The organism is Aeromonas sp. 25-AL00135, assembly GCF_054052385.1.
This window is the reverse complement of record NZ_JBSTYQ010000010.1, coordinates 115,717-134,874: the sequence shown is the minus strand read 5'-3', so window position 1 is coordinate 134,874 and position 19,158 is coordinate 115,717. Positions and strand designations below refer to the sequence as shown.

The window sequence follows — 19,158 nt, the reverse complement described above, 5'->3', positions numbered from 1 at the left end:
AACCTCGTGAGTGACAAAAACAGGCTAGAAAATGTGACTGGCCAGCAGAAAAACCAGGGCATAACGGAACAATTTGCCGAGCCCGATCAGAATGAGAGAGCGCCAGAAGGAGAGGCGCAGCCAACCGGCCAACAGACAGAGACCATCACCGACCACCGGCGTCCAGGCAAGCAGCAGACACCAGTGACCATGTTGTTTGAGCCAGCCTAAGGCTTTTTGTTCCCCACGGCCTTGAAAATCTTCCGGATTTTTCTTGAAGGTGGCGAGCCAGCCGAGCCACCAGGTGGTCATGGAGCCGAGGGTATTGCCCAGCGTCGCCCACAGTAGCAGGCTCGCCATGCTCCACTCCCCCTTGGCCGCCATGGCCCCCAGCAGCACTTCGGAGCTGCCGGGCAACAGGGTGGCTGAGGTAAAGGCGCTTAAAAAGAGCCACCCCAGCCCCATCTCCATCATCTCGCTCATCCGGGCAGGCAATCGGCCGCAGGTATACGCAGCAGCAGCTTGCCGCGTACATGGCCCCCTTCGATGGCCTGATGAGCCAGCGCCCCCTCGGCCAGGAGGAATTCACCGGCGAGGGTGACCTTCACCTCCCCCTGACGCAGCAGCATCAACATCTGACCCAGCTGCTTCTGGTCAGGGTGAACCAGCATGCCGACCACCTCGATACCCGCCGCAGCCCCAGCATCCTTTATCTGCTGGGCGGTAATGGTGGGCACCGTCACCAGACGGCCACCCGGCTTGACACAGGCCAACGCCGCCTTGCCGCTCTCACCGCCCACCAGATCCAGCACCAGATCGAACTGGCCGTCGGCGATCGCCTCGGCGAACCACTCGGCCTGATGGTAATCCACCATCCGGCTCGCCCCGAGACTATGGAGGAAGCTGTGGTTGTCGCCGCTCGCCGTGGCTACCACGTGAGCACCATAAGCAGCGGCAAACTGCACCGCCAGATGACCGACACCGCCAGCACCGGCCAGAACCAGCACTCGCTGCCCCGCCTTAAGGGCGCCATGTTCGAACAATCCCTGCCAGGCGGTGAGTCCCGCCAGCGGCAGCGCCGCCCCCTGCTGCAGGCTCACTCCGTCGAGCTTGACCAGCTCGCCTTCGCTTGCCACCACAGACTCCCCGTAGCCACCGGCGGTAAGGGGAAAACCGACCATGCCGCACACCCGATCCCCCTCGACCAGCGAGGTCACGCCGGGGCCCACCTTCTCCACCACGCCGGAGATATCATAACCCGGTGTCCAGGGCAGCTTGTCCTTGTTCTGGGCCGCCGCCCAGCCAAGACCGGCGCGAGTTTTGGCATCGATGGGGTTGACCCCCGCAAAGCAGATGCGCACCCGCACTTCGCCATCGGCTGGCACCTTATCGAGGGAAGGGTTGAGCTTGAGTACCGAGGGGTCACCGAATGCGGTAATCTGTAGTTGCGTCATTGCACAATCCATCCTGTTGATTGATCAAGGGTCAACAGAATAACAGCGAGGACACCATGGCTCGAATGTTTCTTATTCCTCTGTTGCTGGCACTGGGGTGGTGGGCGTTTCTGCTCTACTTCCGCATCCCGCTCAAACAGGGGGCCAAGGGGTTTTACTGGATCATCGGCATCGGTGGCGGACTGGCCGCCTTCCTCAGCCTGATGATGGTGCTGACTCACTGAGTGCCAAGCCACTCGATAACGAAAAAGGCCACCGAGTTTCGGTGGCCTTCTCACTATCCGGGTTGCTGCTCCAGCGCCGGATTGAGGTAGTAGTGTCGATTGCTCCCCTGCCCCAGCACCCCTTGCGACAGCAGATGGTGGAACACCCGGTCCACCTCCTCCAGCGAGAGTGACAGCGCCTGTGCCACCGAGCGCTTGCTGCACTTGAGCTCACCGCTCACCAGCGCACCGCGCACCTGCGCCAGCACTTCGGGGGCGGGCTCGGGGGGCATGATGGGCTCGGGCTGGGCTGCCATCGCCAACGCTGCCTGCGCCTCTCTGCGAGCTTGCTCCTGCTGCCAGCGCCACATCCGGCGAAAGCGGTTCTCCTCGCCGATCAGACTGACAAAAAAGGCACCGAACACATCGAGCAACACCGAGAGGAAGCAGACCAGCAGGAACTGCACCTGACTGATGCTCATCCCCACCCCGTCCGCCAGACTGCTCATCAGCCCCAACATGGAGGATTGTTCGTTGACCGGCTTGGCATCGCGCTGCTGGCGCAGCTCATCCTGCTGCAAGCGCAGCTTGGTATTGGCGTGCTGCAACGAGGAGACGCCGCTGGAAATGCGCTCCAGCTCGATATATTTGCGGGCCGCCTCCTCGTTGAGCTGGATCTGCCGCTCGATGCTGGCGATCTGCTCGTCGAAACGGGCAAGCTCCCGCTCGTGGCGCGCCTGCTGGCTCAGTACCGTGTTGGTGGCACTGTTGATGCCACCAATACTGCCGCCGATGGAGATGGCCGCCAGCACGCTGTAAAACAGCAACGACCAGAAAGCGCCACTCAAATCCCGCCGCGCCTTGCGCTCGCCGTACTCGTACCAGACGTAAAACTTGCCCAGCTCAAAGATGATGGCCAAGCCGCCGAACAGCCACTTCATCAGCGGGTTGTCATCGATGGAGAGGAACAGCAGCAGGGAGAAGATAATGGAAGCCAGAATGGCCAACCCGGTGAAACTGTATACCGTCGTCAGAGCAAACCACCCCTTGGGGTAGCGCAATGTGGAGGAGTCCTGTGTGGTCATGATGAAGGGGTGTGCTGTGCAGGAAAAGTTGGCTGCCGATTATAGTCTCCAGACTCGCCCAGAGAAGGGCAAATGACTGAATTCCTTCAGATTGGCAATCAGCTGCCCAGAGTGCGACCAAAACGGACAAATCGGCAGCAGAAAAGCGATACAATCCCTCCCTGACTTGATCATGTGGTGAGATGGGGAACAGTTCCGCCCGGGTTCAGCTCCGGTCTGTACACTCATCCACCGTTGCAATTATCCGAGGCCATCATGAACAGTAAGACCACTTTGCTACTCTCCCTTCTCCTGGTTACCGGCAGCGCCGCAGCGACCCAGCAATATCAAGAGAGCAGTGGCTCCGAATTCTCCGTCGATGAGCTTAAATTCAATCTGGACTGGGATGACAAGCAGTTCGGCTGGACCCAGAACGACTGCCTCGACTTGGGGGTCGGCGAAACCGCCCCGGCCGACTGCAGGGCGGTCAAATTCAATCTGGAAGATGAAGAGAATCGCAACCAGCCACCGAAAACCAACCAGGTCCCTGCCAACTCGCAGAGCGACCAGTAACAACAGGAGTACCCTTGCGATGACCCAAGCTAAACACAACCCCGTTATCCGGCGCGGCGCCCTGCTGCTTTCCCTGCTCATGGCGCACGGCATCGCGGTTGCGGCACCGCCAAGCAAAAATAGCGATGGCATCAAGATCTCCGGTGATGACATCAAGATCAATCTCGACTGGGATGACAAAGAGTACGACTGGTGGCAGGACAACTGCCTGGATCTTGGCATTGGCGACAGCCGGATCAAACTCAACTGCGACAAGATGGATGGCAAGTACCGGGATCACTACAACCGCAGCATCCACAGCGGCAATAACCCCGGGCAAGGTCACGACAAACAGAAGGATAAAAACAAGGGTAACGGCAAGAAGAACTGAACGCCCTCTCCTGATGCAGCAGGGGCCTGGTGCCCCTGTGCTGATTGTTTTACCAATAATTCTCCGCACTGATATTGCCCGGCGCACGCCTCAGATTCTTGGCCAACCCCAGCGCCAGCAAGGTCTGCTGGGTCTCTTTCACCATCTCCGGATTGCCGCAGATAAGCACTTGGCTCAGCTCGGGTGAGAACTCCAACCCCACTCTAGCCTGCAACTGACCATTGGCAATCGCCGCCGGGATCCGCCCTGCCATTGCATCGGGCCAGGGCTCGCGGCTGACAAAGGGGACATAGCGAAAGCGCTCGCCATATTGCTCGGCAAAGCTGGCGATCAAATCCTGATAGCTCAGCTCTTCGCCTTTACGCACCCCGTGCACCAGCACCAGATTCTCGAAACGGTTGAAGGCCTCGCCATCGGCCAGCATGGAGAGGAAGGGGCCGATGGCAGTGCCGGTCGAGAGCAGCCAGAGATCGCGCCCAGCGGGCACCTCATCCAGCGTCAGAAAGCCGGTCGCCTGGGATTGCACCAGCAGGGTATCGCCTGCTTGCAGCGAGCCGAGCGAGGGAGTCAGCTCACCGCTAGGGATCTCGACCAGATAGAACTCGTGGTATGGCGCAGAGGGAGGATTGACGAAGGAGTAGGCGCGCTGAATGCGGCGATCGCCCTGCTCGAGGGCCAGCTTGGTGAATTGGCCTGCCTTGTAGGGAGCCAGCTCGGCCGCTACCCGCAGGGAGAACAGAGTGGGTGTCCATTCGATGCGTTCGATGACGCGACCTTCGACCCAGGCCATAGTGATCTCCTCCAGTGGAACAGAGCTTCACTCTACCCCCGGGCCGGAAAATAAAAAACCCGCGCAAAAGCGCGGGTTTTCTCTGCAAAAGCGAATCGCTATTACAGGGCAACAACCTGGATCTGTACGGTTGCTTTAACGTCAGCGTGCAGCTGAACAGCAACTTCGTAGTCACCGGTGTTACGCAGAACGTTGCCCATGCGGACTTCGCTCTTGGCAACGGCTACGCCGGCAGCAGTGATGGCTTCAGCCACGTCACGGGTACCGATGGAACCGAACAGCTTGCCTTCGTCGCCAGACTTGGAAGCGATAACCACGGTAGCCAGTTCGGCCAGCTTGGCAGCACGCTCTTCAGCAGCAGCTTTGTTGGCAGCCAGTTTGGCTTCCAGCTCAGCGCGACGAGCACCGAAAGCTTCGATGTTGGCCTTGGTGGCCATAACAGCTTTGCCTTGCGGGATCAGGTAGTTACGGGCATAACCAGATTTCACGGAAACTTGGTCACCCAGACCGCCCAGTTTGGCGATTTTGTCGAGCAGGATAACTTGCATTACCTTTCCTCTATAAATTTCGTTGAGTTAGGCTTAAGTGCCGGGCCGATTCTTACTTGTTGTGCAGATCGGTGTACGGCAGCAGAGCCAGGTAACGAGCACGCTTGATGGCGCGTGCCAGCTGACGCTGATACTTGGCGCGGGTACCGGTGATACGGCTCGGTACGATCTTGCCAGATTCAGTGATGTAGTTTTTCAGAGTAACGATATCTTTGTAGTCGATCTCGGTAACGTTCTCGGCGGTGAAGCGGCAGAACTTACGACGACGGAAATAACGTGCCATGGCCTTTATCCTCTAGTCAGTGATCCAGAATTACTCTTCGGAAGCAGCTTCAGTAGCTTCTTCGCGGCGCTCGTCGTCACGACGGGTGAAGCGCTCTTCTTTGGCCTTGGCCATCGGAGAAACTTCAGTCACGGCGTGCTTGGTGCGCATGATCATGTTGCGGATAACGGCATCGTTGAAGCGGAAGTTGGTTTCCAGCTCATCGATAACGGCTTGCTCTGCTTCTACGTTCATCAGAACGTAGTGGGCTTTGTGCAGTTTGTCGATCGGGTAAGCCAGCTGACGGCGGCCCCAATCTTCCAGGCGATGAATGGTACCACCGGAGGTGGTGATGGCGCCGGTGTAACGCTCGATCATGCCGGGAACTTGCTCGCTCTGGTCCGGATGAACCATGAAGACGATTTCGTAATGACGCATTTTAGCTCCTTACGGATTAATTCAGCCTCCGCCCAGGTGCAGCCAGACCTCGGAGGCAAGGAACATAATGGTGTTTAGTCGCTGCTTTTCTAGGGCGGCGTATTGTACGAAATCACATCCCTCACTGCAACTGGCCGCCTTAAATGTTTTTCCCGATGGAAATCATCAGAAACAACAATTGATAACGATTATCATTTAGATCTATTCTCTCTCCATATCCTTATGGAGGGTGATGCCATGCAACCCGCACTGACGACTACGATTCCAGCCCGCAAATTCAAACTGACCCTGCTCGGGCCTGCCTTTATCGCCGCCATCGGCTATATCGACCCGGGCAACTTCGCCACCAATATTCAGGCGGGCTCTACCTTTGGCTACCAGTTGCTCTGGGTAGTGGTATGGGCCAACTTGATGGCAATGGTGGTGCAAACCCTCTCGGCCAAACTCGGTATCGTCACCGGCAAGAATCTGGCGGAGCACATCCGCGACCGACTGCCGAAACCGGCGGTCTGGGCCTACTGGGTGCAGGCAGAGATCATCGCCATGGCCACCGATCTCGCCGAATTTATCGGCGCCGCAGTCGGCTTCAAGCTGCTGCTTGGCGTGACCTTGCTTGAAGGAGCCTGCATCACCGCCGTGGTGACCTGGGGGATCCTGATGTTGCAGTCCCGTGGCCAGAAACCGCTGGAGTTCGTGGTCGGTGGCCTGCTGTTGTTTGTCGCGGCGGCCTACATCGTCGAGCTGATCTTCTCCCGCCCCCATCTGCCTAGCCTACTGGAAGGAGCTCTCTTCCCCGGTCTGCCCAACAGCGATGCCGTCTATCTGGCCGCCGGTGTGCTCGGTGCCACCGTGATGCCCCACGTTATCTACCTGCACTCGGCACTGACCCAGCACACGCAGGATCAGGGCTCGGTCAGCCAGCGGCTGCACACCACCCGGGTCGATGTGGCGATTGCCATGACCATCGCCGGCTTCGTCAATCTGGCGATGATGGCGATGGCGGCCGCCGCGTTCCACAGCTCCGGCAGCCAGCAAGTAGCCGAGCTGGAGTCGGCCTACCAGACCCTCACCCCGCTGCTGGGTCAGGCGGCCGCGACTCTGTTCGGCCTCTCGCTGGTCGCCTCCGGCATCAGCTCTACCGTGGTGGGCACGCTGGCCGGCCAAGTGGTGATGCAGGGCTTCGTGCGCTTCACCATCCCGCTCTGGCTGCGCCGCGCCATCACCATGGCCCCTGCATTCGTGGTAATCGCCATGGGCCTCAACACCACCGAGATCCTGGTGCTGAGCCAGGTGGTGCTGAGCTTCGGCATCGCGCTGGCCCTGATCCCGCTGTTGATGCTGACCGGCGATCGCGCCCTGATGGGGGAGTATCGCAACCACCCGGTGACCCAGGCGGTCGGCCGCCTCATCGTCGCCCTGGTGATCGGGCTCAACGCCTACCTGCTGGTCGCCATGATCTAGCGAACCGTCAAACCGAGAAGAGGGGCTCATTAACTCTGGTTAATGAGCCTCTTCGCACTTTGGCGTATGCTGCCGCTTTCTTTTCTCATTTATCGTTGCGGGAGCCTTGCCATGGAACATACCCGAGTCAGCTTCGTGCTGGGCCATCATCAGGAGCAAGCCAGCGTGGTCTGCTGTCAGCGTGGCGACACCACACTGCTGGTCACCGACCTCACCCCCTTTCATCCCCAGAGCCACCTCTGGCCCGATCAGCCGGGGGATGTGGGCCATGCTCGCTGGGAAGGGGGCGAAGCCGCCATTGGCCCTTGCCGGATGGGGGCCATCAGCCCGGATGGCGAGCTGTTTGTCGATACTGCGATTCCGGTCAAACGGGGCGCAGAGGGGTGGAGTTTCGTGGTGGTCCATCCACTGACCGGAGACCACGCACTAGCCGTTGGCAACCAGGTCGAATTGCAAGTAGATAGCGCCGCCCGCCACGCCCTGAGTCTGGGCCATAGCGGCTGCCATCTGGCCGCGATGGCCCTCAACCGGGTACTCATCCCCTACTGGCGCAAGGAGGTAAGCGAGCGCGATGCACTGGGCCAGCCCGACTTCGATCGTCTTGCTATTCAAAGCTCGCGGGTCGAGCCTTGCGGATCACGGGAGCAGTACCGCATCGGCAAGAGCCTGCGCAAGAAGGGGGTCAACAGCGAGGCGCTGCTAGCAGATCTGGCGTTGATTGAAGAGAAGGTCAACCAGCAGCTGGCCGACTGGATCGCAGCCGGAGGCGAGATCCGCCGTAGCCGCGCTGGCGAGGCGATCATCGATTCTCGTTACTGGCACTGCATGCTGGAAGGCCAAGAGGTGACCATTCCCTGTGGTGGCACCCATGTTGCCTCGCTCGCCGAGTTGGGAGAGGTCAAGGTAGAGCTCACCCAAGTGGAAGAGGGCTTTGCCATGCTGACCCGGGTCACGCCAACCGGCGCCTGAGTCGCAGACTTGACCACTCAGGGCTACCGCCCAAGTAGGCAATAGAAAAGTATCGCAAAGAGGGGGCATCATCATGCCCCTAAACGCCAGTCATGACGGGCCGATGCTTCTCTTCTAACCACTCACTGATTAGAATGCGCCTCCCACAGGAGGCACATCACCCATGAGTAGTACCCAACTACGCACCACCCCGGATCGACTTCGTTACCTGGTTCTCTACGAAGGCATCGGGCTGGCACTGGTCGCACCGCTGATCAGCCAGCTGTTCGGTCAGGGCGTCGCCGAGGTCGGTTCGCTGGCCATCTTCTTCTCCATCGTCGCCACTGCCTGGACCTACGGCTGGAACCTGTTGTTCGACAAGGGGTTGCTCAAACTTTGCGGGCGCACCAACAAGCGACCACTGGACCGCTTCCTGCATGCGTTTGGCTATGAGGCGAGCTTTATGATGCTCTCCCTCCCCTGCGTCATGTTCTGGCTCGATTTGGGAGTGTGGGACGCCCTGATGCTGGATCTCGGTTTCGTCGCCTTCTACCTCGTCTACATCATGGTCTTTACCTGGGCCTATGAGCGGATCTGGCCGCTGCCATCCAACCCGCAGACGGCATAAGGCCTCAGCCGCAACGAGGCTGACAGAAGGAAAAGTCAGGAAGGACTAATAGGAAGGATGGGAGAATCCCATAAAAACAATGCCAGTCAGCAAGCTGACTGGCATTGGACAAAACAGACTTTCGGACTTACTTGACTGCGTCTTTCAGAGCCTTGCCAGCCACGAATGAAGGCACGTTGGCAGCAGCAATTTGGATCTCTTTACCAGTTTGCGGGTTACGACCGGTGCGGCCTGCGCGGTGGGTGACCTTGAAGGTGCCAAAACCGACCAGTTGCACAGCATCGCCTTCTTTCAAGCTCTGGGTAATACCATTGATGATCTCTTCCAGAGCCACTTTGGCCTGAGCTTTGCTCAGATCTGCTTTGGCGGCAATCGCATCGACAAGTTGAGCTTTGTTCATAACATTTCCTTTATGATCGGGCATTTAGCGCTGGGTCACTCTATGCAAAAAAAAACTCACAGGCAAAGCCTTTATCGAGCCGAACGCGTCAAACGCTGGGGTTTTCATCAAGATCTGCGGAAATAGTCACATTCCACACGCGAAAAACCGTGAGTAGGCCTGAAACCTGCTAGCACACAGACACAATCCACTGACTATTTCTTCGCCACTTAACATTATCCCCCCATGGCTATTGACGCTTGCCCAGATTTTCCCTAGTTATAGGTTGTGTCACTGCTCAAACGGCTCGGAATACCGAACAATCGGCCAGCCTTTGCCCCACGGAGGGATAGGGATTATGTTGACGAAACTGGAACAGACCAAGCAGGCGCTGGCAGGCAAGCATAAGGCTATCGACGACTGGCTGGATGCAAGGCAAGCGTTGCTGGTTGGATACATGCAGCTGGCAGGCCTCACTCCGGCGCGGACCAAGCAACGCAGCCTGCCCAAAACAGAAGAGCTGCATCAGTTTTGCGACCGCCTGGTCGACTATGTCAGTGCGGGCCATTTCGAGATCTACCACCACGTCGTCACCGCCTTCGAGCAAGCCAGCGGCGAAACACTGGAGCTGGCCAAGCGCATCTATCCCCATATTCGCAACAGCACTGAATTCGCCCTCGAGTTCAACGACAAATACAGTGATGCCGACGAGGCCCAATTGCTGCTACTGGATGATGATCTCAACGAGTTGGGCCCGGTTCTGGAAGAGCGGTTCAAACAGGAAGACCGCCTGGTCAAGGCGCTTCATGTGGTGGAATCCTTGAGTACCCAGCAAGCCTGAATGCCATTTTCGGAGCAAGTTCAAGATACTGGCAACCAAGGTGGATTACACTCAGAGCAATGACCCTAGCGTCCACACTTATTGCATACAGGAGATGAGCATGTCTGAGCGCCGCCGTTTTGCACGGATCCTCTACTTGACCATGGCAGAACTCACCCAGGGGGAACAGAAGTGGCAGACCCAGCTTGTCGACGTCTCCTTGCAGGGAGCCCTGCTGATCCGCCCCGACGACTGGGAGAGCCGTGACAACAAGGAGTACCAGCTCAGCTTTATCCTGAGCGGTAGCGATATCGAGATCAAAATGCAGGTCGAGCTGACCCACGAAGCCAGCAAGAAGCTGGGTTTCTACTGCCACCACATCGATATCGACAGTGCCACCCATCTCAAGCGGATGATCGAGCTTAACGTCGGCGACGAAGAGCTGCTCCACCGCGAGCTGGAACAACTGCTGAGCGAACATCTGGAACACAGCCAGCCCTGATGGCAGGTTCCAGCCCATAAAAAAGAGCGCCGAGGCGCTCTTTTTTCATTGTGCGGTTGTCTCGATTGCAATGCTGAGGGATTACAGCGCCTCGAGTGCCTCAGACAGCTTCTTGACCGGCACCACTTCCATCCCTTCGATGGGATGCTTGGGGGCATTGGCGTGCGGCACGATGGCACGACGAAAACCGTGTTTGGCCGCCTCCTGCAACCGCTCCTGGCCGGACGGCACCGGGCGAATTTCACCGGAAAGACCCACTTCGCCGAACACCACCAGATCCTTGGGCAGCGCCTGATCCCGGAAGCTGGAGACCATCGCCAGCAGCAGCGCCAGATCCGCGCTGGTCTCCTCGACCTTGACCCCGCCGACCACGTTGATGAAGACATCCTGATCCGCCATCTGCAGCCCGCCGTGACGGTGCAGCACCGCCAGCAACATGGCGAGCCGGTTGTGATCCATCCCCACCGCCACCCTGCGCGGGTTGGAGAGCTGGGAGTAGTCCACCAGTGCCTGCAACTCCACCAGCAGCGGCCGGGTGCCCTCCCAGATCACCATGACGATGGAACCGGGCGCCTGCTCCTGCCCCCGGCTGAGGAAGATGGCGGAGGGGTTGCTCACCTCGCGCATCCCCTGTTCGGTCATGGCAAAGACCCCCAGCTCGTTGACCGCACCGAAGCGGTTCTTGTGGGAGCGCAGAGTCCGAAAACGGGAGTCATGACCGCCATCGAGCAGCACTGAGCAGTCGATGCAGTGCTCCAGCACCTTGGGACCCGCCAGACTGCCATCCTTGGTCACATGGCCCACCATAAAGATGGCCACATGGTTCTGTTTGGCATAGCGGGTCAGCAGCGCTGCCGCTTCGCGCACCTGTGAGACAGAACCGGGGGACGATTGCACATCCGCCACATGCATCACCTGAATGGAGTCAATCACCATGATCTGCGGCTGCTCCTGCTGGGCAATCAGGCAGATCTGCTCGACGCTGGTCTCGGAAAGCATCCGCAGCTTGTCGGTGGGTAGCCCAAGGCGGCTGGCCCGCATCGCAACTTGCTGGAGCGACTCCTCGCCGGTGACATAGAGGGTTTTCATCCGCTCAGCGAGACCACACATGGTCTGCAGCAGCAGGGTCGACTTGCCCGCCCCCGGGTTTCCGCCGATCAGAATGGCCGAGCCGGGCACCACACCGCCACCAAGTACCCGATCCAGCTCCTTGAAACCTGAGGTAAAACGGGGAATTTCGGTGGTGGCGATCTCTGCCAATGTCTGTACCTGACTGCCGACCGCGCCGGCATAACCGGTGTAACGGGCACTCTTGCCAGCGGGACTCACCGAACCGAGGCGCACCTCGGTAATGGTATTCCACTCCTTGCACTCGCTGCATTGACCTTGCCAGCGTGTGAAGTCGGCACCACATTCGGAACAAACATAAGCAGTTTTATTTTTGGCCATTGATAACTCGGGGACAGGATGAATTCCTGCTTGATATACTTGTTTGCGACCGACAGATCAAACCCAGAATCGGAAAAGTGACTTTCCGTGGCAGGAACAAATGGATTCAGAACACCAGCAACATCTGATTGAACAACTCGTCCCCTTGCTGCGGGAGAAAGATTTCGAGGAGATCTTCAACCGCATGACCCAAGAGGAAAACAGCAACAGCCGTTTTCTGATCAAGATGGAGCTCAAGCGCAAGTGCTCCCCCTGCCGCAGGGTCATCGACATGCGCGATGAGCTGGAGGATGAGTGCCTGGTGCATGAGTTCGACGGCATCACTCACTTCATGCCCGCCGATGCGATTGCCCTGTTCCAGTCCCAGTGCTATCTCTACCGCGATATCTATACCCTCGGCGTCTACGAGGCGCTGCAACAGTGGCAAAAACAGCACCACAACGCCCGCGTGGATGGTCAGCTGTCGCCGCCGGCCAGCCCCTTCCGGCAATATGATGTCAACACCATTGCCTTTGCCAGCTACTACGGCCGCCGTCAGGAGCGGATGCACTTCAGCTCGCCGGTGCTGATCAAGTTTCAGGACGGGGAGAAGCTGTTCGCCAAGAGTTCCGATCTCTCGCTGGGTGGCATGCGGGTCTCGGTTCCCTATCTGCCGAACTATCACACCGGCGCCCAGGTGGAGGTCTTCTTTACCGGACTGGAGCGGGACACCCCCAATCCGGTGCTGCATCAGCCGGTCGGCTATCAGATCCTCGGCGAAGAGAGCAAAGAGGGGAAATACTGGCTGCGACTGGTGCGCTCCGGCGAACAGCCAGCCTTTGATGCCTTCCTCAGCGACTTTATCGATGCCAACAAGATCCGCTATCGGGTCAGTGTCGACTATCTGCTCTCCGCCGCCATCATCAAGGGGTATGAGCAGTTCTATCTGCCACGGATGACCGGCATGCCGCTCTTCTTCGGCACCGGCGACAGCCCCAATCTCGAGATAGCCCTGCGTACGGAAAACAACCAGCACCTGCTGGAGTATTGGCGCGATGAGAAAAACCGCGATGCCCTCGCGGGACTTTTCAGCGCAGAACGGATGAAACGGCTCTGCCCGGCCCCCGGCACCACCACCGAGACCATCATCTACTGCTTTACCCACACGGTGCGCAGCCACATCTACTTCTTCTCCGCCACCGCCGAGGAGCTGCGTCAGAGTGGCCTCACCGCCCTCTTCTTCCAGGTAGGCTCCCGCCGCCCCAGCTGGCGAGTCTACAAGTTCACGCTGGAGGCATGCGATCTGGTCGAGGCGGATGTGGGGCAACTGCAGGGGCAGGACAACCCGCAGTTACAAGACATCCTGCTGCTCGAGCGGCTCAAGCAGATCGGCTATTGCGGCCTGCTGCAGGAGATCGGCCTGGAGTCCCAGCGGGAAGAGTTCCATCAGGAGGGGGTCAGCAACAACGCCAACGAGCTGCAACGCTTTGGTCACGAACAGGGAGTTGCCCCCTTCGAGATCGAGACCCTGCACTATGTTCAGCTGCGCAAGGAGTCGCGCTACATCCACAAGACCGCGGTCGCCATCCATCACAACGGCAAATCCTGGATCGGCTGGACCCGCGACATCTCGACTCACGGCCTGCAAATCGAGCTGGAAGATGCCTTTATCGGCGAGAAGAACGATGTGGTGACCATCGCCCTGCCCCGCTTGCAGGAGCTCTCCAAGAGCATGGATCTGCAGCGCCTCTCCTACCGGCTGGTCAGCCTCAACATGACCCGCACCGTGCTGCACCTCTGCATCGAAGGGGATTCGGATCGCCATACCGGCCGCCAATTCTTCAGCCTGCTGATCGAGAGCAACCAGAACAAGCTCAAGGCGGCGCAGGAGCAGCGCCGCTATCGCGGGCTGGCGCGGGCACTGCGCAACATCTATACCCACCACCTGTTCAACTCGCCGGTCTATGTCAACAAGCTGAAAGGCGCGCCCAAACCGGCCTCCATCGGCAAGTCTCTGCAACCGCGCAGTCTGCAGCGGCTGCTGCAAGCCTGTGCCGAGCTGCCGGAGCAGGAGAACCTCTATCCGCTGTTTCAGGGGGAGCTGCTTAAGGAGCTGCTGATGAACCCGCTGCGCGCCATCGAGCGGGAGGACAAACCGAGAGAGGACGAGGTCTATATCGCCAGCATCCAGACCAAGGCCGGCCTGCCCATCTTCAGCAGCCGGCTAGCCAGCAGCTTTGCCAACGTCAAAGAGAAGCGTCAGTTCATCGAGCTGGCGCAGCAACAGGGGGAGTTCTACTCGGTGCTGGTCGGCATCTCCCGTACCGGACGGCCCGACACCAACTTCATCGCCAACGAGCTGGACTACATCGCCAAGTTCGCCATCCACAAGGCGCGCAAGCTGGAAGAGGAGCTCTGGAGCGTGGTGGGGGTAGGAGAACTGACCGATACCACCCAGGCCACCCTGTTCCGCTTTGGCATCACGCCGCCACTGAACTGATGATCCGGAACAGACAGAAATGAAACAGGGCGCTCGAGGCGCCCTGTTTTTTGTCATGCCGCCTGCGGGTTGAGCAGCCAATCGAGGATCTGGGGAAAGTGATCCTCCTGGGCCTGCGGGGCGGTCAGCATATTGATGTGGTCATAATCGAGGCGGTTGCCGTTATCCCGCCCCAATCGGGTGTGACGCGTGGCCGATCCCATCTCGTCGCTGAAGCGGCGCACATCGGTCGGGTGACCCAGAACCTTGTCCGCTTTGGCCGAAATCATCCAGAGCGGTGGCCAGTTGACCCGTGCCGCCGCCTCGTCATAGGCAAAACCGTCGTGAGGATCCTGCCAAGGGCCGCACTTGACCCAGGGGATGGTCTCCTGCAGATAGCGCAGCGGCTCGTCGTCAGCACCGATCTTCAGAGTGCGAGCAGCCAGAAACCCACGGCGGCGGGCCAGCCAGGGGGCCAGCCGATTCCAGATCAGATCCACCTTCAGCCAACGCTCGGGATTGTGCACCGACACGCCGCGCTTGGTGCCAAAAAACAGCAGGCTGGCCACCTGCTCCGCCAGCTCGGGGAAGCGCACCAGGGTCGAGGCCATAATGACACCGCCCCAGGAGTGGGCCACCCAATGAACCTTGAAGCCATGATGGCGCTCGGCAATCCAGCGCTGCAGGGCGGGCAGATCCTCGGTGATCAGCTCATGCTGACCGTGCTCTGCCTGCTCGGCTATAGCCGGAGTGCTGAGCCCCCGCCCCCGCAGATCAGCCACATAGACCTGATAGCCGTGACGGGCCAGAAAGCAGGCCAGCCCCTTGCCCGATTCGGTATAGAAGATCCGGCCGTTCTCGATGGCGCCATGCACCATCAGGATCGGCTCGCCATGCACGGCGACCCGGGGTTTGATGTGGCGCACATGCAATTGATGGGCGCCACAGGGGATAAACAGAGACTGCTGCAACAATTCCATTTTTATTGGTTTCCTCCTTGAAACACTGTTAGCGCTTGTCCCAGCGTTGCTCGCTGCAGGCCCGCGCCGCCAGCAGGCAAATCACCCCCTCCAGATCGTGATGCTTGAGGGTGGCCGCCGCCTGCGCCCGCACCAGCGGTTTGGCGTGAATGGCGATGCCAAGGCCAGCGACCCCCATCATCTTGAGATCGTTGGCACCATCGCCGATGGCCACGGTCTGGGCGGCAGCAATGCCGTACTCCTGAGCAAGCTGCTGCAACACCTCTGCCTTGACGCTGGCATCGACGATGCGCCCGCTCACCTTGCCCGTCAGTAGCTCCCCTTCCACCGCCAGCTCGTTGGCGAAGATGGCATCGAGCCCCAGATCGCGCTGCAACTGGCCAGCAAAACGGGTAAAACCGCCGGAGGCAATGGCCACCTTCCAACCCGCCCCTTTGAGGGTATCGACCATCAGCTGCAAGCCCGGCATCCAGGGCATCCATGCCGCCACCTCGTCGAGAATGGTGACCGGCGCCCCTGCCAGAAGGGCCACCCTATTGCGCAGGCTGTCGGAAAACTCCAGCTGGCCCTGCATGGCTGCGGCCGTCACTGCCGCCACCTGCTCGCCAACCCCGGCAAGCCGGGCAATCTCGTCGATGCACTCGATGCGGATCGCGGTGGAGTCCATGTCCATCACCAGCAGGCCGGGCTCGTTCAGGGTCGGTAGCGCGGGCAGATGGCAGAGATCGATCTCCCACTCACCGCTCTTGAGCTCGGCCACCAACTCGGAAGAGAAGCGATCGCAGCCAAGCAGCAGCAACGGCACGCCTGCCACCTCGGTGGGAGGATAGAGGGTGGCCGCCAACTCCTGCGCAGCCAACAGTGGCGACAGACGCGCCAGATGGGAGGCGCCCAGCCCCTTGCCAAACAGCACCAACCAGCCGCCAGCCTGCGGAGTCTCTGTCGGTTGCAACGCATCTGCGTGGAGCTGCCAACAGGGTGAGCCGGACAACAACGCGGGCCAATCGGATAACAGAGGGGGGAGCCGGGACAACAACATAAGGGATACGCCTTCCTTGGTGATCAGGGGGGTTAACAATGCTGGCCCAGAGTAGCGTATTGCTTTTTGTACAGGCAAGCGCCAAGATCCCGCCACTCCTTGTTACCATGAGGTCTCGCGCTTGCAGCGTCATCTTCCCATCAAACGTGTTCTCAGCCTGGGTGCCGGTATCCTGCTCGGATGCTGGGTGTTCGGTGTGCTTATCCATATGCAAGGTGAAAGCCAAGCCTCGCTGCACAGCGAAGCGCGCAACCGGGCGCAGGCGCTGGTCGCCTATGCCGCCCGAGACATGAAACGCTGGATCAAGGAGGAGAAGAGCAGCGAGCTGGAGCGGCTGGCGCGGGATCTGGCGGCGGAGCCGGAGATCCTCGATGCCACCCTCTACGACGGACGCGGCATTCCCCTCGCCCAGTCTGAGCAGGCGGTGCCGCTGGAGAGCCTGCTGCCCATCGGCAGCGATAACAAGTCACTGCCGGAGCAGGGAAAGGGGCGGATCCAGTTCGTACAGGAGATCCGGGATGGCGAGCAGACCATCGGCTTCCTGCGCATAACCCTGGAAGAGCAGCAGATGCTGGCAGACAAGGACACCCGGCTCAAGGTGGTGCAGGAGAAACAGCGCCTGATGCTGCTGGTCGCCCTGCTGGCCGGGGTGCTCATCTCCTACGGCGTGCGCCGTAACTACATGCGGGTGCGCAAGCACAAGAAAAAGAGTACGCCCCCCGCGCCACCTCCGGAAAACTGATGGCGCAACCAGAGAGCAGATACAAAAACGGCGGCCAAAAGGCCGCCGTTTCTTATTCGCGGAGGAATTACTTGTCCCCCAGCAGGACGGAATCCAGCGCGATTTCGATCATGTCGTTGAAGGTCAGCTGACGCTCTTCGGAGGTGGTCTGCTCACCGGTACGGATATGGTCGGAGACGGTGCAGATGGTCAGTGCCTTGGCACCGTACTCTGCGGCCACGCCGTAGATACCGGCGGCTTCCATCTCGACACCCAGGATGCCGTATTTTTCCATGACGTCGAACATGGAGGGGTCCGGAGTGTAGAACAGGTCGGCGGAGAAGATGTTACCGACGCGCACGGCAACGCCCTTGTTCTTGGCGGCCTGCACGGCATTGGCAACCAGGTCGAAGTCGGCGATGGCAGCGAAATCGTGATCCTTGAAGCGCAGACGGTTTACTTTGGAGTCGGTGCAGGCACCCATACCGATCACCACGTCACGCAGTTTCACGTCTTCACGCACGGCACCACAGGAGCCCACACGGATCAGGGTCTTCACACCGTAATCGGTGATCAGCTCTTTTGCGTAGATGGAGCAGGAGGGGATACCCATGCCGTGGCCCATTACGGAGATACGACGGCCCTTGTAGGTACCGGTGAAGCCGAACATGTTGCGCACGTCGCAGATCTGCTCGACGTTCTCCAGGAAAGTTTCAGCGATGTACTTGGCGCGCAGGGGGTCGCCCGGCATCAGCACGGTATCAGCAAAGGCGCCATCTTTCGCATTGATATGAGGAGTTGCCATTCTCTTGATTCCTTCACACTAGGTTGAGTTTTATTGTTTTATAAATTGCCCGCCGCCGAAGTGGCGGGCGGGTAAATTACAGGAAGCTGGTACCGTACGCCAGTTTCGGCAGGCCGTGGTAAGCCGCGATGCTCTGGCCGATATCGGCAAAGGTCTCGCGACGACCGACAGAGCCAGCCTTGACCGGCTTGCCGAAGAACAGCACCGGAATGTATTCGCGGGTGTGGTCGGTACCACCCCAGGTCGGGTCGCAGCCGTGGTCGGCAGTCAGCACCACCACGTCGCCATCTTGCAGCAGCTCAAACAGCTCCGGCAGGCGGGAATCGAAATACTCCAGCGCACCGGCATAACCGGCAACATCACGGCGGTGGCCGTAGGAGGAGTCGAAGTCCACAAAGTTGGTGAAGACGATGGTGTTGTCACCGGCCGCTTTCACCTCTTCCAGCGTGCGATCCCACAACTCGGTCAGACCGGTCCCTTTCACCTGCTTGGTGATGCCCTGTTGGGCATAGATGTCGGCAATCTTGCCGATGGAGACCACCTGACCGCCCGCATCTTTCATGTAATCCAGCACGGTCGGCGCCGGCGGCAGCACTGAGTAGTCGTGACGGTTGCCGGTGCGCTTGAAGTTGCCCTTGCCAGTACCTACGAACGGACGCGCAATCACGCGGCCGATGTTGTAGGGCTCCAGCAGCTCGCGCACGATGTGGCACAGCTCATAGAGCTTCTCGAGGCCGTAGGTCTCTTCATGGCAGGCAATCTGGAACACCGAGTCGGCGGAGGTGTAGAGGATCGGCTTGCCGGTCTTCATGTGCTCTTCGCCCAGATCATCAAGCACCTGGGTACCGGAGGCGTGGCAGTTACCGAGATAGCCCGGCAGACCAGCCTTCTCGACGATGGCGTCCAGCAGCTCCTGCGGGAAGCTGTTGTGGTGATCCTTGAAGTAGCCCCACTCGAACAGCACGGGCACACCGGCGATCTCCCAGTGACCGGACGGGGTGTCCTTGCCGGAGGAGAGCTCCTGCGCAAAGCCGTAGGCACCGACCACCTCGATATCTTTCTTCAGCCCTTCCGGGAAGTAGCCGGAAGCCTGCTCGCAAGCGTGGCCCAGACCCAGCTTGTTGAGGTTGGGTAGATTGAGGGCACCACGGCCTTCAATTTCACCTGCCGCACACGCCTTGGCGATATGGCCAAGGGTGTTGGCGCCCACATCTCCGAACTTGTCGGCATCGGCAGCAGCGCCAATACCGAAAGAGTCCATCATCAGAATAAAGGTACGTTTCATGG

General features: G+C 59.5%; 23 protein-coding genes. 10 read left to right on the top strand and 13 right to left on the bottom strand.

Translation table 11 applies throughout. From position 1 onward, the window contains the following. Window positions 1–24: 24 nt before the first annotated feature. Window positions 25–462 (bottom strand): YqaA family protein, encoded by a 438-nt coding sequence (locus ACW5XC_RS11490; protein WP_042053370.1) that lies wholly within the window; start codon window positions 460–462, stop codon window positions 25–27. Next, window positions 459–1,433, bottom strand: coding sequence for an NADP-dependent oxidoreductase (locus ACW5XC_RS11485; RefSeq protein ID WP_052451192.1), 975 nt, complete (start codon window positions 1,431–1,433; stop codon window positions 459–461). The genes ACW5XC_RS11490 and ACW5XC_RS11485 overlap by 4 nt, the downstream gene beginning before the upstream one ends. 56 nt (window positions 1,434–1,489) lie before the next feature. Between ACW5XC_RS11485 and ACW5XC_RS11480 the strand changes: the two genes are divergently transcribed. Then, the gene (locus tag ACW5XC_RS11480; protein WP_005308905.1) at window positions 1,490–1,657 is read left to right on the top strand and encodes a hypothetical protein; all 168 of its coding nucleotides are present in this window, start codon (window positions 1,490–1,492) and stop codon (window positions 1,655–1,657) included. 53 nt (window positions 1,658–1,710) lie between these two features. Here ACW5XC_RS11480 and ACW5XC_RS11475 read toward each other — a convergent pair whose 3' ends face one another. Further along, window positions 1,711–2,721, bottom strand: a complete 1,011-nt coding sequence (locus ACW5XC_RS11475; protein WP_042053368.1) for a hypothetical protein — start codon at window positions 2,719–2,721, stop codon at window positions 1,711–1,713. Between the two features lie 255 nt (window positions 2,722–2,976). Between ACW5XC_RS11475 and ACW5XC_RS11470 the strand changes: the two genes are divergently transcribed. Continuing rightward, window positions 2,977–3,273, top strand: a complete 297-nt coding sequence (locus tag ACW5XC_RS11470) for a hypothetical protein (protein ID WP_042053406.1) — start codon at window positions 2,977–2,979, stop codon at window positions 3,271–3,273. A 19-nt stretch (window positions 3,274–3,292) separates the two neighbouring features. After that, window positions 3,293–3,643, top strand: a complete 351-nt coding sequence (locus tag ACW5XC_RS11465; protein WP_042053367.1) for a hypothetical protein — start codon at window positions 3,293–3,295, stop codon at window positions 3,641–3,643. Window positions 3,644–3,692: 49 nt separating this feature from the next. Here ACW5XC_RS11465 and ACW5XC_RS11460 read toward each other — a convergent pair whose 3' ends face one another. The 4 genes from ACW5XC_RS11460 to rpsF form a co-directional block, all read right to left on the bottom strand. Continuing rightward, window positions 3,693–4,433, bottom strand: coding sequence for a ferredoxin--NADP reductase (locus ACW5XC_RS11460; protein ID WP_042053365.1), 741 nt, complete (start codon window positions 4,431–4,433; stop codon window positions 3,693–3,695). Window positions 4,434–4,534: 101 nt separating this feature from the next. Continuing rightward, entirely contained in the window at window positions 4,535–4,981 is a 447-nt protein-coding gene (gene rplI / locus ACW5XC_RS11455) for a 50S ribosomal protein L9 (protein WP_005340490.1), read from the bottom strand. A 52-nt stretch (window positions 4,982–5,033) separates the two neighbouring features. Next, window positions 5,034–5,264 (bottom strand): 30S ribosomal protein S18, encoded by a 231-nt coding sequence (gene rpsR, locus ACW5XC_RS11450; RefSeq protein ID WP_005308890.1) that lies wholly within the window; start codon window positions 5,262–5,264, stop codon window positions 5,034–5,036. A 30-nt stretch (window positions 5,265–5,294) separates the two neighbouring features. After that, window positions 5,295–5,681: a 30S ribosomal protein S6 gene (gene rpsF, locus ACW5XC_RS11445; RefSeq protein ID WP_005308887.1), complete on the bottom strand. Its 387-nt coding sequence runs from the start codon at window positions 5,679–5,681 to the stop codon at window positions 5,295–5,297. A gap of 237 nt (window positions 5,682–5,918) precedes the next feature. Between rpsF and ACW5XC_RS11440 the strand changes: the two genes are divergently transcribed. The 3 genes from ACW5XC_RS11440 to ACW5XC_RS11430 all read left to right on the top strand — a co-directional run bounded on the left by ACW5XC_RS11440 (window position 5,919) and on the right by ACW5XC_RS11430 (window position 8,718). Further along, entirely contained in the window at window positions 5,919–7,142 is a 1,224-nt protein-coding gene (locus ACW5XC_RS11440; RefSeq protein ID WP_042053364.1) for an Nramp family divalent metal transporter, read from the top strand. Between the two features lie 111 nt (window positions 7,143–7,253). Continuing rightward, the gene (locus tag ACW5XC_RS11435; protein WP_042053363.1) at window positions 7,254–8,111 is read left to right on the top strand and encodes an alanyl-tRNA editing protein; all 858 of its coding nucleotides are present in this window, start codon (window positions 7,254–7,256) and stop codon (window positions 8,109–8,111) included. A gap of 163 nt (window positions 8,112–8,274) precedes the next feature. Next, the gene (locus ACW5XC_RS11430) at window positions 8,275–8,718 is read left to right on the top strand and encodes a PACE efflux transporter (RefSeq protein WP_005358045.1); all 444 of its coding nucleotides are present in this window, start codon (window positions 8,275–8,277) and stop codon (window positions 8,716–8,718) included. A 127-nt stretch (window positions 8,719–8,845) separates the two neighbouring features. Here ACW5XC_RS11430 and hupA read toward each other — a convergent pair whose 3' ends face one another. Then, complete coding sequence (hupA, locus tag ACW5XC_RS11425) at window positions 8,846–9,118, bottom strand: nucleoid-associated protein HU-alpha (RefSeq protein WP_005340484.1); 273 nt, start codon at window positions 9,116–9,118, stop codon at window positions 8,846–8,848. Window positions 9,119–9,455: 337 nt separating this feature from the next. On the opposite strand from hupA, the gene ACW5XC_RS11420 reads away from it, so the two are divergent. Further along, window positions 9,456–9,938, top strand: coding sequence for an Rsd/AlgQ family anti-sigma factor (locus ACW5XC_RS11420; RefSeq protein ID WP_005348975.1), 483 nt, complete (start codon window positions 9,456–9,458; stop codon window positions 9,936–9,938). 100 nt (window positions 9,939–10,038) lie between these two features. Next, window positions 10,039–10,419 (top strand): PilZ domain-containing protein, encoded by a 381-nt coding sequence (locus ACW5XC_RS11415; protein ID WP_005340482.1) that lies wholly within the window; start codon window positions 10,039–10,041, stop codon window positions 10,417–10,419. Window positions 10,420–10,500: 81 nt separating this feature from the next. On the opposite strand, the gene radA is transcribed toward ACW5XC_RS11415, so the two are convergent. Next, window positions 10,501–11,868 carry a DNA repair protein RadA gene (radA, locus tag ACW5XC_RS11410; RefSeq protein ID WP_042053362.1) on the bottom strand — a complete coding sequence of 456 codons (1,368 nt, stop codon included), beginning with the start codon at window positions 11,866–11,868 and terminating at the stop codon, window positions 10,501–10,503. A 100-nt stretch (window positions 11,869–11,968) separates the two neighbouring features. Here radA and ACW5XC_RS11405 point away from each other — a divergent pair, with 100 nt between their 5' ends. After that, on the top strand, window positions 11,969–14,347 hold the full coding sequence (locus tag ACW5XC_RS11405) for a PilZ domain-containing protein (protein ID WP_019445559.1): 2,379 nt from the start codon (window positions 11,969–11,971) through the stop codon (window positions 14,345–14,347). Window positions 14,348–14,400: 53 nt separating this feature from the next. Here the strand turns inward: ACW5XC_RS11405 and ACW5XC_RS11400 are convergent, their stop codons facing one another. Then, the gene (locus ACW5XC_RS11400) at window positions 14,401–15,306 is read right to left on the bottom strand and encodes an alpha/beta hydrolase family protein (RefSeq protein WP_042053361.1); all 906 of its coding nucleotides are present in this window, start codon (window positions 15,304–15,306) and stop codon (window positions 14,401–14,403) included. Window positions 15,307–15,334: 28 nt separating this feature from the next. Continuing rightward, window positions 15,335–16,345, bottom strand: coding sequence for a phosphoserine phosphatase SerB (gene serB / locus ACW5XC_RS11395; RefSeq protein WP_042053359.1), 1,011 nt, complete (start codon window positions 16,343–16,345; stop codon window positions 15,335–15,337). Between the two features lie 121 nt (window positions 16,346–16,466). On the opposite strand from serB, the gene ACW5XC_RS11390 reads away from it, so the two are divergent. Further along, window positions 16,467–17,087, top strand: coding sequence for a YtjB family periplasmic protein (locus ACW5XC_RS11390; RefSeq protein WP_042053358.1), 621 nt, complete (start codon window positions 16,467–16,469; stop codon window positions 17,085–17,087). A gap of 67 nt (window positions 17,088–17,154) precedes the next feature. Here the strand turns inward: ACW5XC_RS11390 and deoD are convergent, their stop codons facing one another. After that, window positions 17,155–17,871, bottom strand: a complete 717-nt coding sequence (gene deoD, locus ACW5XC_RS11385; protein ID WP_005340471.1) for a purine-nucleoside phosphorylase — start codon at window positions 17,869–17,871, stop codon at window positions 17,155–17,157. 76 nt (window positions 17,872–17,947) lie between these two features. Then, window positions 17,948–19,156, bottom strand: a complete 1,209-nt coding sequence (locus ACW5XC_RS11380; RefSeq protein ID WP_021230981.1) for a phosphopentomutase — start codon at window positions 19,154–19,156, stop codon at window positions 17,948–17,950. Window positions 19,157–19,158: the final 2 nt, after the last annotated feature.

Coding starts and splice junctions, on each gene's coding strand:
- ACW5XC_RS11490 (WP_042053370.1), bottom strand. CDS start 462: ATGAGCGAGATGATGGAGATGGGGCTGGGGTGGCTCTTTTTAAGCGCC.
- ACW5XC_RS11485 (WP_052451192.1), bottom strand. CDS start 1,433: ATGACGCAACTACAGATTACCGCATTCGGTGACCCCTCGGTACTCAAG.
- ACW5XC_RS11480 (WP_005308905.1), top strand. CDS start 1,490: ATGGCTCGAATGTTTCTTATTCCTCTGTTGCTGGCACTGGGGTGGTGG.
- ACW5XC_RS11475 (WP_042053368.1), bottom strand. CDS start 2,721: ATGACCACACAGGACTCCTCCACATTGCGCTACCCCAAGGGGTGGTTT.
- ACW5XC_RS11470 (WP_042053406.1), top strand. CDS start 2,977: ATGAACAGTAAGACCACTTTGCTACTCTCCCTTCTCCTGGTTACCGGC.
- ACW5XC_RS11465 (WP_042053367.1), top strand. CDS start 3,293: ATGACCCAAGCTAAACACAACCCCGTTATCCGGCGCGGCGCCCTGCTG.
- ACW5XC_RS11460 (WP_042053365.1), bottom strand. CDS start 4,433: ATGGCCTGGGTCGAAGGTCGCGTCATCGAACGCATCGAATGGACACCC.
- rplI (WP_005340490.1), bottom strand. CDS start 4,981: ATGCAAGTTATCCTGCTCGACAAAATCGCCAAACTGGGCGGTCTGGGT.
- rpsR (WP_005308890.1), bottom strand. CDS start 5,264: ATGGCACGTTATTTCCGTCGTCGTAAGTTCTGCCGCTTCACCGCCGAG.
- rpsF (WP_005308887.1), bottom strand. CDS start 5,681: ATGCGTCATTACGAAATCGTCTTCATGGTTCATCCGGACCAGAGCGAG.
- ACW5XC_RS11440 (WP_042053364.1), top strand. CDS start 5,919: ATGCAACCCGCACTGACGACTACGATTCCAGCCCGCAAATTCAAACTG.
- ACW5XC_RS11435 (WP_042053363.1), top strand. CDS start 7,254: ATGGAACATACCCGAGTCAGCTTCGTGCTGGGCCATCATCAGGAGCAA.
- ACW5XC_RS11430 (WP_005358045.1), top strand. CDS start 8,275: ATGAGTAGTACCCAACTACGCACCACCCCGGATCGACTTCGTTACCTG.
- hupA (WP_005340484.1), bottom strand. CDS start 9,118: ATGAACAAAGCTCAACTTGTCGATGCGATTGCCGCCAAAGCAGATCTG.
- ACW5XC_RS11420 (WP_005348975.1), top strand. CDS start 9,456: ATGTTGACGAAACTGGAACAGACCAAGCAGGCGCTGGCAGGCAAGCAT.
- ACW5XC_RS11415 (WP_005340482.1), top strand. CDS start 10,039: ATGTCTGAGCGCCGCCGTTTTGCACGGATCCTCTACTTGACCATGGCA.
- radA (WP_042053362.1), bottom strand. CDS start 11,868: ATGGCCAAAAATAAAACTGCTTATGTTTGTTCCGAATGTGGTGCCGAC.
- ACW5XC_RS11405 (WP_019445559.1), top strand. CDS start 11,969: ATGGATTCAGAACACCAGCAACATCTGATTGAACAACTCGTCCCCTTG.
- ACW5XC_RS11400 (WP_042053361.1), bottom strand. CDS start 15,306: ATGGAATTGTTGCAGCAGTCTCTGTTTATCCCCTGTGGCGCCCATCAA.
- serB (WP_042053359.1), bottom strand. CDS start 16,345: ATGTTGTTGTCCCGGCTCCCCCCTCTGTTATCCGATTGGCCCGCGTTG.
- deoD (WP_005340471.1), bottom strand. CDS start 17,871: ATGGCAACTCCTCATATCAATGCGAAAGATGGCGCCTTTGCTGATACC.
- ACW5XC_RS11380 (WP_021230981.1), bottom strand. CDS start 19,156: ATGAAACGTACCTTTATTCTGATGATGGACTCTTTCGGTATTGGCGCT.